Genomic DNA, 13,368 nt, shown 5'->3' with positions numbered 1-13,368 from the left:
TCCATCGATGCGCCACAATCCGTCTCGCGCATGACCGTTCGTCGTCCCGAATATGCGCTTTGCGGAAAGATATATTCATTCTCGCGCTCATCGCGCGGATGTGTATACTGGTAGGTGACCTTTAAGCGCGTACGAGATACCGCAAGGAACGACATAGCGTTGCCCATGCAATGATTCTTGTGGATGTCTCGCCGCGCGCGGTAGGGGCATCTATTTTTTAGCGCGCCGCCCGGGCGGGGCGCACGGCAACTAGGGAAGGAGATTGATGAGCACGTCTTCACCCAAGGCAGTCATCATGGACGAGGCCGCGGTCTCGCGTGCGATGACGCGCATCGCGCACGAGATCCTTGAGCGCAACGAGGGCTGCGACAACCTTGCCATCGTCGGCATCGTGACGCGTGGCGACCTGCTGGCCCAGCAGCTCGTGGACCGCATCAAGGAGATCGAGGGGGTGGATGTTCCCCTGGGTCGACTGGACATCAGCTTCTATCGCGACGACTTCCAGACCTTCTCCCCGGAGGTCCACGCCACCGACATCCCCTTCGATGTCGATGGTAAGCGCATCGTGCTGGTCGATGACATCCTCTACACCGGTCGTACGATCCGCTGCGCCCTCGACGCCGTCATGGATCTGGGCCGTCCCGCTCGCATCGAGCTCGCGGTCCTCGTCGACCGCGGCCATCGCGAGCTGCCTATCTGCCCCGATTTCGTCGGCAAGAACGTGCCGTCCTCCCACGAGGAGAACGTCCGTCTGTACCTGAAGGAAGTCGACGGCCGCACGTCCGTCGAGATCTTCGACATCGCGCCCGGCGCCCATGTGGGCTCGGCGCCCCTGGGAGGTGAGTAGCGGTCATGGCGTTCAACCATAAGCACCTGATCGATATCACGGAGTACTCCGATACCGATCTTATGACCATCCTCGAGACCGCCAAGGCGTTCTCGCAGGTGAACGAGCGTGCCATCAAGAAGGTTCCCACGCTCAAGGGCAAGACGATCGTGAACATGTTCAACGAGCCGTCCACCCGCACCCGCTCCTCGTTCGAGCTCGCCGAGAAGCGCCTGTCCGCCGATACGCTCAACTTCGGCGGCTCGTCGACCTCCACGGTCAAGGGCGAGAGCCTCATCGACACCGTGATGACGCTCAACTCCTATAAGATCGACATGATCGTCGTGCGCGACAAGCACGCCGGCGCCCCCTACATCATCACCCAGTCCTCGCCCGTGTCGGTCATCGACGCCGGCGACGGCAAGCACGGTCACCCCACCCAGGCCCTGCTCGACCTGTACTCCATCTGGGAGCGTAAGGGCAGCTTCGATGGCCTGAAGGTCGGTATCGTCGGCGACATCGCCCACTCGCGCGTGTGCGGCTCGCTCATCCCCGCGCTCAAGATCATGGGCGCCGAGGTGACGATCGTCGCGCCCGGCACGCTCATCCCCGCCGCGCCCGAGGTTCTGGGTGCCGACCATGTGAGCTACTGCCTCGATGACGTCCTGCCCGATCTGGACGTCGTCTACATGCTGCGCATCCAGCGTGAGCGCCTGGAGGGCGCGCCCTTCCCGAGCCTGCGCGAGTACCATCAGCTGTTCGGCCTGACCAAGAAGCGCGAGCGCCTCATGAAGCCGGACGCGATTATCTGCCACCCCGGCCCCATCAACCGCGGCGTGGAGTTCGATTCCTACATGGCCGACCACCCCGAGCGCTCGGTCATCCTCGATCAGGTCTACGCCGGCATCTGCGTGCGCATGGCCGCCCTGTATCTGCTGCTTGGAGGTGCCGATAATGGCCTTGCTTCTTAAGAACGCCCACGTCGTCGATCCGTCCGTCGAGCTTGACGGCATCCGCGACGTCCTCATCGACGGCGACCGTATCGCCGAGGTCGGCGAAAACCTTTCCGCCGACGGTGCCGAGGTCATCGATCTGTCCGGCAAGTACCTCGTTCCCGGTCTCGTCGACATGCACGTGCATCTTCGCGAGCCCGGTTACGAGCACAAGGAGGACATCGAGAGCGGCACCCGCGCCGCGGCGCACGGTGGCTTCACCGGTGTGTGCTCCATGCCCAACACCGACCCGGTGACGGATAACGGCGTTACGATCGAGTACGTCAAGTCGGTCGCCGCCGCCAAGGGCCACTGCCGCGTGTATCCGTCCGGCGCCATGACCAAGGGTCTCAAGGGCGAGATCATCTCCGAGATGGGCGACATGGTCGCCCACGGGTGCGTCGCCTTCACCGATGACGGCCGCGGTGTCCAGGGCGCCGGCATGCTTCGTCGCGCCATGGACTACGGCAAGATGTTCGGCAAGGTCTTCATGAGCCACTGCCAGGACGAGGATCTGGTCGGCGAGGGTCAGGTCAACGAGGGCGTCGCCTCCACGCGCCTGGGTCTTCTGGGTTGGCCTGCCGAGGGCGAGGAGATCCAGATCGCCCGCGATATCGCCATCGCCAAGCTGACGGGCGCCAAGCTGCACATCCAGCACATCTCCACCGCCCACGGCATCGAGCTCGTGCGTGCCGCCAAGGCCGAGGGCCTGCCGGTCACCTGCGAGGCCACGCCGCATCACATGTTCCTCACCGAGGACGCCATCACCGGGACCTACGACACCAGCCTCAAGGTCAACCCGCCGCTGCGCACCGCCGATGACGCCGCCGCCGTCGTCGCCGCGGTGGTCGACGGCACGGTCGATGCCATCGTCACCGATCACGCTCCCCACGCGGATTGGGAGAAGTCCCGCGAGTTCGAGCTCGCCCCCTTCGGCATGATCGGCCTGGAGACCTCGCTCGCCCTTGTGATCACGAACCTCGTGAAGACCGGCAAGATCGACTATGCGCGCATGGTCGAGCTGATGTCCATCGCGCCGCGCCGCATCCTCGGTGTGGATCAGGTGAGCATCGCCGCCGGCTCGCTTGCAGACATCACCGTGTTCGATGCGGACGCCACCTGGACCGTGTGCGAGGACGACTTCGAGTCCGCCGCCAAGAACTCCGGCTTCAAGGGAGCCGAGCTCACCGGTCGCGCCACCGACGTGTTCGTCGGCGGTGTGGCGACGATGCGTGACGGCGTCGTCTGCTAGCGTTCCGAACGCTTGCACGTCTTATACGTGAGATAATCGAAAGCGGGCACGGCTGGGAATCCGGCGGTGCCCGCTTGGGCGTAACAAGGGAGGCCCGTCACCGTACCGTGCCGCCATCTCGGTGCGGAGGTCGACATCCGCCTTCGTCGCACTATCGGAGAGGAGACGCGTATGCCCCAGCCATCTTCTGCGCGGCTGCACGAGTTCCGGATCGTCTCGAACGACAAGATCGCCGACGGCATCTTCTCGCTCGTCATCGAGGCGCCCGCGCTCGCCGCCGCCATCAAGCCCGGTCAGTTCATGAATTTCGAGGTGCCCGGTAACGCCATGTCGCTTTTGCGCATCCCGCTGTCCTATGCCCGTGCGGATGCCGAGGCCGGTACGGTCGAGGTGTGGTACGCGGTGGTGGGAGAGGGGACCGAGCGACTGTCTCACATGCTTCCCGGCGAAACCTCCACGGTGCTCGGCCCCGGTGGTCATGGTTGGTCCGTTCCCGCCGACTGCTCGCGTGTCCTGCTCGTGGGCGGCGGCATCGGCGTCCCGCCGCTCGTGCCGTTGGCCGAGCAGCTCAAGCGCGACGGCATCGCCTTCGACGTCCGCATCGGTGCCAAGACGGCGTCCACCTGCGTGGGTGTCGAGCATTTCGAGGCACTCGGCGCGTCTTCCGTGTCGGTCGCGACCGATGACGGCTCGCAGGGACATCACGGTTTCGTGACCGATCTCGTGGCCGATGCGCTCGCCGGCGCGTCCTACGACTACGTCGCCACCTGCGGCCCCGGCGTCATGATGGAGAAGACGGCCGGGCTCGCCCTCGATGCCGGCGCATACTGCGAGGCGTCGCTCGAGCGTATGATGAGCTGCGGTTTCGGTGCGTGCAGCACGTGCAACGTCGAGACGACCGAGGGTATGCAGGGCGCCTGCATGTGCGGCCCGGTGTTCGATGCGAGCAAGGTGGTGGTCTGGTGAGCCAGGTGAACATGGCCGTCGATTTCGGCGGTATCAAGATGAGGAACCCCATCAACACGGCGGCCGGCACGTTCGGTCAGGGTTGGCAGTTCGAGCCGTTCATCGACGTGAGCGAGCTCGGTGCCATCACGACCAAGGGATGTGCGGCCGAGCCGTGGCCCGGCAATCCCGCACCGCGCATGTGCGAGATCCCCGGCGGCATGATGAACTCGGTCGGTCTGCAGAATCCCGGTGTTCCCGCCTTCGCCGAGGAGTCCGGTCCCTATCTCGCCGAGCTGACGGATAAGGGCACGCAGGTCATCTGCCAGGTCGCCGGCCATTCGACCGAGGAGTACGTCCGCGCCCTCGAGCTGTTCTGCGAGCTGTGCCCGTGGGCCGCCGGTTTCGAGATCAACGTGAGCTGCCCCAACATCGCCGCGGGCGGTGCCGCGTGCGGCTCGACGCCCGATGGCGCGGCCGAGGTCATGCGCGCATGCCGAAAGGTGACCGACAAGCCCCTCATCGTCAAGATGGCTCCCGTGCGCGTCGCCGAGATCGCCCGTGCGCTCGAGGCCGAGGGCGCCGACGGCCTGTCCGTCATCAACTCCATCTCGGGTATGGCGATCGACGTCCATACGCGTCGCTCCCGCCTTTCCAAACCCACGGGCGGTATGTCCGGCCCGCTGTGCCACCATATCGCCGTGCGCATGGTGTGGGAGGTCGCCAACGCGGTCAAGATCCCCGTCAACGGTGTCGGCGGTGTCATGACCGGCGAGGATGCCGCCGAGTTCATCCTTGCGGGCGCCACCTGCGTGTCGGTCGGTATGGCCAACTTCGTCGACCCCACGGCTTCCGTGCGTATCCTGCGCGAGCTCGAGGAGTGGGCGGCGTCCCAGGGCGTGTCCGACATCAACGAGTTGAGGGGGGCCGTCATATGTTAGAGGCCGATGCCCGTGAGCGCGTGATCGTCGCGCTCGACTGCGATCGTACCCGTGCGCTCGAGCTCGCCGACGCGCTTCGCGGCCATGCCGCATGGCTCAAGGTCGGTATGACCCTCTTCTACGCCGAGGGCCCCGCCATCGTCCGGGAACTGCGCGAGCGTGGATTCAAGGTCTTCCTGGACCTCAAGCTCCACGATATTCCGCATCAGGTCCGCGGAGCGGCCGAAGCCGCCGCGCGTACCGGTGCCGACCTGCTGACGATCCACGGCTTGGGTGCCGGCGCCATGATGGCCGCCGCGCGTGAGGGCGTCGAGGCGGCGGCACGGGACGCCGAGCGTGCCCGTGTGATCGCCGTCACGGTGCTCACGAGCATGGACCAGGCTGCGCTCTCCCAGATCGGTGTCGAGCTTCCCGTGGCCGACGAGGCCGACCGTCTCGCGCGCCTCGCGCATGACAACGGCATCGACGGCGTGGTCTGCTCCCCGCAGGAGGCGGCGCGCATGCGTGAACTTTTAGGTGAGGGCGCGCTTATCGTGACGCCCGGCGTGAGACCCGCCGGAGCGGCCCTGGGAGACCAGAGCCGCGTGGCCACGCCCGCCGAGGCGATCGGCCGCGGCGCGAGCCATATCGTCGTCGGAAGGCCGATTACCGGCGCAGATGATCCCGTCGCCGCCTGCGATGCGATCGTCACCGAGCTCGTCGAGCTCGCCTGATCGAGCGCTTCGGACCGTCCGCGATTCCACCATTATCGCGGACGTTCTATGGAGCGAATGACCGTTTGTCCGGTCTTCCTGCGGTTTTGCTTGAACTTTGCCGAAACATCGACTAAGGTAATCAGGCGCGTGAGATGCGGATACGCTCATCACGCGAGGTAAAACGTTGTATTTGTTTGTAAACCACGTATTTGGAGGTACTCATGGCGCTTCCTCAGCTCACCGATGAGCAGCGCAAGGCCGCTCTGGAGAAGGCTGCTGCCGCCCGTCACGCTCGTGCCGAGCTTCGCGAGAAGATCAAGAAGGGCGAGGTTTCCCTCGAGTCCGTTCTGAACTCCGACGATCCGATCGCGTCCCGCATGAAGGTTTCCACCCTCATCGAGTCGCTCCCCGGTTACGGCAAGGCCAAGGCCGCCAAGATCATGGACGAGCTGGGCATTTCCGCCACGCGTCGCGTTCAGGGCCTCGGTGTCCGTCAGCGCGAGCAGCTCCTCGAGCAGCTCTCCCGCTAAGTGAGCGGCGTTACGCCAAAGCTCTTCGTGATTTCCGGACCGTCGGGTGCGGGGAAGGGAACGCTGGTCGCGCGCGTGCGTGAACAGCATCCCGGACTCGGCCTGACGGTTTCCGCTACCACGAGGGCACCGCGCGAAGGCGAGATCGACGGTCAGAGCTACTACTTCTTGACCGACGAGGAGTTCAAGCGGCGTGTCGACGCCGGCGAGTTCGTCGAGTGGGCGCATGTCCATGGCAACTCGTACGGGACGCTCGTCAGCGAAGTCCAGTCCAAGCTCGCTGCGGGTTCCTCGCTGATCTTGGAGATCGACGTGCAGGGTGCGTTCCAAGTCAAGGAACGCTTTCCCGAGGCCGTCTTGATCTTCATCCAACCGCCTTCGCTCTCCATTCTCCAGCAGCGTCTTCGCGACCGTGGGACCGAGACCGAGCAGTCTCTGGCCATTCGCATGTCCAACGCCGAAGCCGAGCTCGCCCTTGCCGATCGCTATGACGATGTGGTCGTCAACGACGATCTCGACCAGGCCGTACATGACCTGCTGGAAGTTATCCAGAAGCATGAAAGGAACTGAGGCGACGTGTCCGTAATCAAACCTCGTATCGACGACTTGCTCGAGAAGACCGATAACAACCGGTTCCTCCTCGCCTCCCTGGCTTCCAAGCGCGCTTGCGATATCAACAGCATGCTGCGCGGTCAGCACAGCCGTGTCCTCGCGGTGCAGGATGTCGACGACATCACGATCGCGCTTTCGGGCGCCGACACCATCTCGATGGCCATGGACGAGATCATCGATGGCGATATCTCCTACGACCATGAGCGCTTCGAGGCGGCTTTGAAGCACAAGACCGCGGAGGCGTGAGGGCGCACATGGGAAGCCGTGTCTGTCTCGTCCACTATCACGAGATCGGCCTGAAAGGCAAAAACAGAGCTCGTTTCGAGCACATCCTCATGGATAACCTCAAGGCGGCTTTGGCCGCCTTTTCCGTGGCGACCATCGTGCGCATCTCGGGGCATATCCTCGTGACGTTCTCGGTGTCCGGCCAGGCGGAGGAGGCCTATCCGCTCATCGCGCGGGTGCCCGGCGTCGCGCGCGTCTCGTTGGCGTTTCACACCAACCGCGAGCCCCACGAGTATTGCGCCGCCGCCGTTCGCGCGCTCGCCGAGGTGGGGGAGTTCGCATCCTTCAAGGTGGCGGCCAAGCGCTCCAATACCGACTATGAGCTGACCTCGATCGACCTCAACCGTCAGGTCGGCGAGGTCCTGTGCGAGGCCTATCCCGATAAAAAGGTGCAGATGCACGATCCCGACGCGACGGTGCACGTACTTGTGGTCCAGGGGAGCGTGTACGTGTACGCGCGCAGCGAACGTGGCGTCGGAGGCCTTCCCCAGGGGAGCGCCGGCAAGGTCATGACGCTGCTGTCGAGCGGTATCGACTCGCCGGTCGCCACGTGGATGCTCGCGCGTCGCGGTGCCGTCCCCGTCCCCGTTCATTTTTCCGGGCGTCCGCAGACCGCGGATACGAGCGAGTTCCTCGTCCGCGACATCATCGACGCGATGGCGCCTGCGGTGCAGATCGGCCGTCTCTACATCGTCCCGTTCGGTGACTGCCAGCGCGAGATCTCGCTTGCATGCCCCGCGTCCCTCCGTGTGATTATGTACCGACGGATCATGTATTCGGTCGTCGAGCGTCTGGCTGCCTTGGAAGGCGCGAAGGCCATCGTCACCGGCGAATCGCTCGGTCAGGTCGCCTCGCAGACGCTCGAGAACATCATGGCTGTCAACGAGGTCGTCGAGCTGCCGGTGTTCCGTCCCCTGATCGGATCCGATAAGCAGGAGATCATCGCGCGCGCCAAAGAGATCGGCACCTACGACATCTCCACGCAAGACGCGCCCGATTGCTGCACGTTGTTCATGCCGCGCCGTCCCGAGACGCACGCCAAGCTCGATGCGGTCCATGAGGCGTGGGATATGTTCGACCACGACGCCATGATCGATCGCCTTGTCGAGAACGTGGAGTACGTCGACTTCCATAGTCCCTGCTACCGGGTGCCAAAAGCGCTCTCCGTGCATCACGATGACCTGATGCCGGCTCACTAGCTGCGCATTTCCGACTGCATAGTCCGCCGTTTCGTTTCGGCTCACAACCTCTTTTGCGTCCCCGTGCCCGTTGCGTTCCTGCGCATCTTTCGCGGCACGGGGGCGCTTTTTCGTGTATCGCGTGGGAAACGTCACGTTGTGCCTGCGGTGTCGGTCGCCGGTCGGGCATCTGTCGGACGGCGTCCGAGAAGTTTTGTTTCACCATCGGGCTCTCGTCCCTCCATGCAAGGATGGTGTCGAGGAGGTGGGAGCATGGCGCAGCTTCATCGTGGACGGCAGGGGTTCGTCCGAATACTCAAACGCTCTCTCGACAGTTCATCGAATTTCGCGGCGCTTGTCGTTCTCGTGGTTGCGCTCGTGGTCGTATGCGGGTTCGGCGTCGTGCAGGCGCAAGGGGAGGAGCAGTTGATCCTGCGGGATGAATCCTCTTCGCGCGAGGCCGTGACTGCCGATACCGATGATGACGGCGGGGAGGCGGGTGGCGCTGATCAAGTCGAAGATACGGGGACGGAGGTGGTGGTCGTCGATATCGATGGCGCCGTCGTATCGCCGTCGGTCGTGGAGCTTCCCGCGGGATCGCGCGTCGCGGATGCGATCGAGCGCGCGGGAGGGTTGACCGAAGATGCCGATGTGTCGACGGTCAACAGAGCGTCCGTGCTGACGGATGGCCAGAAGATCCATATCCCTTCGGTTGAGGAAGGTTCCTCTCAGGTTCAAAGCGGTGATGCGGGACATGACGACGTCCAAAGTCAAACGCTGATCAATATCAATGTCGCTGGGCTGGAGGAGCTGGATGAATTGCCGGGTGTCGGACCTGCGACCGCTCAGGCGATTCTTGACGACCGGACGCAAAACGGACCGTTTGCATCGATCGAGGATATCATGCGCGTCTCGGGCATCGGTGAGGCGAAGTTCGAGAAGATGCGATCGCGCATCTGCGTATGAGAGACGAGCATCATCCTCTCCCACCTCGTCCGTATCTGCCGCCGTCGAGTTTGGCGGCGGTAGGTGCGTGCCTTACCTGCGCCTGGATCGCGGAGTGTGCATGGCGGGACTATCTGCATGGAACCTCGCGTGCAACCGTCGCCGCGACTTGTGCGCTTTTGTTCGGAGTCCTTCTGCTCGCACTATCGTGCAGCGTGCTTCGCAGACGGGAGGTTCGCTACGGTATGGGCGCGCGAGTCTGGCTGGGATGGCTGGGCGCGTCGATCATGATCGCCTCGATCGCGAGCATCGCATGGTCGCAGACGCGACTCGGCGAATATGCGAGCTTGCAGGGAGCGATGAGCTCGTACGAGTTGGAGATCGTCTCCGATGCGAGCTTGAGCGCCTATGGCGCATCTTTGACCGCATGCGTGATCGACGGGGATGGCGATGCGGTCGCTCATGTTCGCGCGACGACCGATACCGCCTACGATACCGGAGATGTGATCGGCTGTATCGGTCGATTCGAGCAGCTTGATGCGAGCGAATGGGGCAGATCGCGCTTCATGCGCGGGGAGGTCGCATCGGCTTCGATCAAGGTCGTCATCTCTGTCGAGTCAACAAAGCGGCAGGGACCCATCGCTCGCGTGCGCAGCGCGGTGCTGGACGTCATCGATCCGCTCCGCAGCGAGGGTCGGGCGCTCGTTGCGGGTATCGTATGCGGGCACACTTCGGCATTATCCTCATCCGAGGTGTCCGATGTGTTCGCTGCGACCGGCCTTTCCCATCTGGTCGCGGTGAGCGGGGGCCATCTTGCCGTAATCGCATCGTTGCTGCAGCTCGTGCTCTATCGGATGAAGGTCGGGGTTCGCGGACGTGCAGCGGTGCTATGCGTCGTCTCGGTCGTCTATGTACTGTTTTGCGGAGCTGCCCCCTCCGCGGTCCGTTCGGCGATCATGGTGTGTCTCGGGTTGGTCGCGACCGGCTCGCGGCGGCGCCAGCATGGCCTGTCCGCCTTGGCGATCACGGTGGTCCTCTTTACCGTCGTCAATCCGGGCGTGGTGTACGACCTCGGTTTTCAGCTGTCGGTGCTGAGCGTGCTCTTTATCGCGTTGTTCGGGCGCTATGTGGCAGTGGTCTTGCAAAGGATCGGGTTCCCCCATCTGTGTGCCGATGCGCTGTCGCTCACCTTGTGTGCGCAATGGGCGACGGTTCCGTTGACCGTGCCGGTGTTCGGCACCCTTTCGCTGATCGCTCCGATAGCGAATATCATCGTCGGTCCGCTCATGAGCGCATTGCTTGTCGTCGGGCTGGTGCTTTCGCCCGTATGCGCCCTGATACCCTTGCTTGAGCCGTGCATGGCGGTCCCTGAGGCGCTTGCGAATCTTTCGATATATGCCGCACGTGTTGTCGCCGAGGTGCCGTTCGCGTCGATTCCCTGTACGATCGATACCGGAGGCGTATCGGCTATGTATGTATGCGCCGCATCCGTCTATCTCGGGTGGTGGGAAGTGTCCAGGCGCCTCCTTTCGATCGGCGTGGCCGTCGCGATGCTCATTGCGGGCATCTTCGTGTTCAGGTTGCTGTACGCTGCGCCGCCGTCGCTTGTCATATTGGATGTCGGTCAGGGCGACTCGATTCTCATCCGGGACGGACCCCATGCGGTGCTCGTCGATGCAGGCGTCGACGAGCAGGTCGTCGACGCTTTGGCACGACAGCATGTCCTGCGACTCGATGCCGTCGTCATCACACATTGGGACGGCGATCATTGGGGAGGCTTGTCGTACGTGCTCGACACGGTGGAGGTCGATCGGATCTTCGTGGGCGAAGGGGCTCGGGCGACCGCTCCCGATGAGTTGAAGGAGGAGCCCGGCATCGAGTTCGAGGAGCTCCGTCGGGGCGATTCCGTGCAGGTGGGCGACTATTCCTGCAAGATGGTGTGGCCTCGCACGCCGACGGCGGGGGAGGAGAACGCCGAATCGGTCGCGCTCGCGGTACGCTACGGCGAGGTCTGCTCCGGGTTTTCCGCCCTGTTGACGGGCGATACCGAAATCGAGCAGGAATCCGAGTACATCGACGAGGTCGGTACCGTTGACGTCTTGAAGCTCGGTCATCACGGTTCGGCGGCGTCGATCGACGACGAGATCATCGACGTGCTCGATCCCGCCGTGGCGGTGGCGAGTGCCGGCGAGGGGAATGCATACGGTCACCCCACCTCCGAATGCATATCGGTCGTCGAGGAGCAGGGGGCGGATTTCCTCTGCACCATCGATGCGGGCGATATCTCCTTTCTGCCGCGAGCGGACGGATTCGTCGTCCGTACGCAGCACGCGGTAGAATAGGACGGATCAAGATGAGAAAGGTTGCTGATCGATGGCCGACCCCAAGCTGTTGCCCGCATATCTGATCGTCGGTGCCGACGAATACAAGCGCTCCCATGCCGTCGAGCGCATGAAGTCGCGCCTTGAGGCGAGCGGCATGGCCGCGTTCAACCTCGATGAGCGCGATATGACCAAGGACCAGGCGATCGATGACATCATCGCATCGCTTAACACCTATCCCATGGGCACCGATTTCCGCTTGGTGATCTTGGAGGGTTGCGATCGCCTTCCCAAAGCGGTGAGCGAGCCGCTCGTCGACTATCTAGCCGATCCATCGCCGACGACCGTCTGCCTGCTTGTCGCCGCGTCGCTGGCTAAGAACACGCGGCTGTATAAAGCGGTCGCCAAGATCGATGCGAAGGCGATCGTCGATTGCACGCCCAAAAAAGCATGGGAGATGCCCAAGCAGGTTGTCGGTATGGCGCGCGCTCATGGCAAGACCATCGGATTGGCGGCCGCCGAGGAGCTCGTGAGCCGAGCGGGCGAATCGTCCCGCATGCTCGATAACGAGCTCGCACGCCTTGCGTCCATGATCGAGGGCCCCGAGATCACCGTAGCTGATGTCGAGCGACTTGTCATGAGGACCGCCGAGGTCAAACCATGGGATCTGCTCAACGCCGTGTCGGCGCGCGATCTTCCTCGGGCGCTCGAGCTGCTGGCGCTTCAGCCCGATCGTAGCGAGGTTCGCCTGTTCTCGCTGCTTGTCGGACGCATCCGGGAGCTGATCGTCGCCAAGGCGCTCGATGCGCGAGGAGCGGGGCGCGAGCTGGCAGATGCGCTCGGTTGTAAGTCATGGCAGGTTAAGAACCATCTCGGGTGGGCGCGGCGCTACCGCATGGATGAGCTCGTCGAAGCCCTGTCCGCGGCGGCGGATGTCGAGGCCGCCCTCAAGGGTTCACGCGATTCTGCATTGGCGCTGCGCATGTGGATCATCTCGGTGTGCTCGAAATAGCCGGGTATGCATTTCTCGTCCGAAATCATTCGATGATATGCGTCAACTCGTAGTCGGCTGCGTTGTATTTTGGTTCGCTACGCCTTGGCGTTCCAAAAACGAACGCTTTCTAGTTGCATGCGGGTGATGGCGCGAGAGAAGTTGCCGTGTATAGCCTTTGGGCTAAGCCAAGCATTACCTATATGTATACCTGATATTGTCCGAGCATTTAATATCCGGATGCGTAAGGTTCGATTTCCGGAGCAGACAATATTTCCTTATATGTATAGATGCGCGCGATCGAAGATTCAACTAGAAAGTGCCTCATTTTGTAACCGCCGTGACCGGTGAACGAACGATGGCGGGGCTGAGTTTCCATAGGGGCGACGAAGGATACGAAAAAGCCCCGCCGGAGCGGGGCTTGATGCATTCTGGTTGTTTGCGTGCGCTTAGGCGAGCTTGTTGACCAGCTTCTGGACGCCGGACTTGCGGTTGGCGGCCTGGTTCTTGTGGATGACGCCCTTGGCGACGGCCTTGTCCAGCGCACGGTAGGCGCGGGTGGCGGCGGCGGAAGCCGCGGCCTTGTCGCCCTGCTCGACGGCGGCGTGAACATGCTTGATCAGCGTCTTGAGCTCGGAGCGAATCGCCTTGTTGCGGACGCGCGCAATCTCATTGGTGCGGATACGCTTCTTCTGAGACTTGATGTTTGCCACTGGTTACAATCCTTTCAAATGCTTCAATAAGCCTTACTATCCGGCCTCTGAGACACGGTGAGGTCACAACTCGGTGAGTATAGCACGGCGTTACCGGGATGAGAAGCGCAAATGCTGTGGATTAGGCGTGTTGCTCACGAGA

The 13,368-nt window shown here is 63.1% G+C and carries 14 protein-coding genes; 13 read left to right on the top strand and 1 reads right to left on the bottom strand.

Features of this window, described 5'->3' with window-relative positions:
- The first annotated feature begins 265 nt into the window (after positions 1-265).
- From pyrR to holA, 13 genes are all read left to right on the top strand, one after another.
- Positions 266-847 carry a bifunctional pyr operon transcriptional regulator/uracil phosphoribosyltransferase PyrR gene (pyrR, locus tag I6E04_RS01225; protein WP_235421319.1) on the top strand — a complete coding sequence of 194 codons (582 nt, stop codon included), beginning with the start codon at positions 266-268 and terminating at the stop codon, positions 845-847.
- A gap of 5 nt (positions 848-852) precedes the next feature.
- Positions 853-1,797, top strand: a complete 945-nt coding sequence (locus tag I6E04_RS01220) for an aspartate carbamoyltransferase catalytic subunit (protein WP_235421318.1) — start codon at positions 853-855, stop codon at positions 1,795-1,797.
- Positions 1,781-3,070, top strand: a complete 1,290-nt coding sequence (locus tag I6E04_RS01215; RefSeq protein WP_235421317.1) for a dihydroorotase — start codon at positions 1,781-1,783, stop codon at positions 3,068-3,070. Before I6E04_RS01220 ends, I6E04_RS01215 begins: the two co-directional genes overlap by 17 nt.
- A gap of 171 nt (positions 3,071-3,241) precedes the next feature.
- A complete protein-coding gene (locus tag I6E04_RS01210) occupies positions 3,242-4,036 on the top strand; it encodes a dihydroorotate dehydrogenase electron transfer subunit (RefSeq protein WP_235421316.1) in 795 nt (264 codons plus the stop codon).
- Between the two features lie 11 nt (positions 4,037-4,047).
- Entirely contained in the window at positions 4,048-4,956 is a 909-nt protein-coding gene (locus tag I6E04_RS01205; protein ID WP_235421514.1) for a dihydroorotate dehydrogenase, read from the top strand.
- The gene (gene pyrF / locus I6E04_RS01200; RefSeq protein ID WP_235421315.1) at positions 4,950-5,669 is read left to right on the top strand and encodes an orotidine-5'-phosphate decarboxylase; all 720 of its coding nucleotides are present in this window, start codon (positions 4,950-4,952) and stop codon (positions 5,667-5,669) included. Before I6E04_RS01205 ends, pyrF begins: the two co-directional genes overlap by 7 nt.
- Positions 5,670-5,872: 203 nt before the next feature.
- Positions 5,873-6,181, top strand: coding sequence for an integration host factor, actinobacterial type (gene mihF / locus I6E04_RS01195; protein WP_235421314.1), 309 nt, complete (start codon positions 5,873-5,875; stop codon positions 6,179-6,181).
- Entirely contained in the window at positions 6,182-6,751 is a 570-nt protein-coding gene (gmk, locus tag I6E04_RS01190; RefSeq protein ID WP_235421313.1) for a guanylate kinase, read from the top strand.
- 6 nt (positions 6,752-6,757) lie between these two features.
- The gene (locus I6E04_RS01185; protein WP_235421312.1) at positions 6,758-7,039 is read left to right on the top strand and encodes a DNA-directed RNA polymerase subunit omega; all 282 of its coding nucleotides are present in this window, start codon (positions 6,758-6,760) and stop codon (positions 7,037-7,039) included.
- Positions 7,040-7,047: 8 nt separating this feature from the next.
- Complete coding sequence (gene thiI, locus I6E04_RS01180; RefSeq protein ID WP_235421311.1) at positions 7,048-8,277, top strand: tRNA uracil 4-sulfurtransferase ThiI; 1,230 nt, start codon at positions 7,048-7,050, stop codon at positions 8,275-8,277.
- Between the two features lie 252 nt (positions 8,278-8,529).
- Positions 8,530-9,222 (top strand): helix-hairpin-helix domain-containing protein, encoded by a 693-nt coding sequence (locus I6E04_RS01175; protein ID WP_235421309.1) that lies wholly within the window; start codon positions 8,530-8,532, stop codon positions 9,220-9,222.
- A gap of 224 nt (positions 9,223-9,446) precedes the next feature.
- The gene (locus I6E04_RS01170) at positions 9,447-11,543 is read left to right on the top strand and encodes a DNA internalization-related competence protein ComEC/Rec2 (RefSeq protein WP_235421307.1); all 2,097 of its coding nucleotides are present in this window, start codon (positions 9,447-9,449) and stop codon (positions 11,541-11,543) included.
- 31 nt (positions 11,544-11,574) lie between these two features.
- A complete protein-coding gene (gene holA, locus I6E04_RS01165; RefSeq protein ID WP_235421305.1) occupies positions 11,575-12,534 on the top strand; it encodes a DNA polymerase III subunit delta in 960 nt (319 codons plus the stop codon).
- A gap of 428 nt (positions 12,535-12,962) precedes the next feature.
- Here holA and rpsT read toward each other — a convergent pair whose 3' ends face one another.
- Positions 12,963-13,226, bottom strand: a complete 264-nt coding sequence (gene rpsT / locus I6E04_RS01160; protein WP_235421303.1) for a 30S ribosomal protein S20 — start codon at positions 13,224-13,226, stop codon at positions 12,963-12,965.
- Between the last annotated feature and the right edge of the window lie 142 nt (positions 13,227-13,368).

It is taken from the genome of Collinsella tanakaei (assembly GCF_021531055.1).
Classification (GTDB): Bacteria; Actinomycetota; Coriobacteriia; order Coriobacteriales; family Coriobacteriaceae; genus Collinsella; species Collinsella tanakaei_B.
The sequence above is the reverse complement of the archived record's forward strand: the minus strand, read 5'-3'. Positions and strand labels throughout refer to the sequence as shown.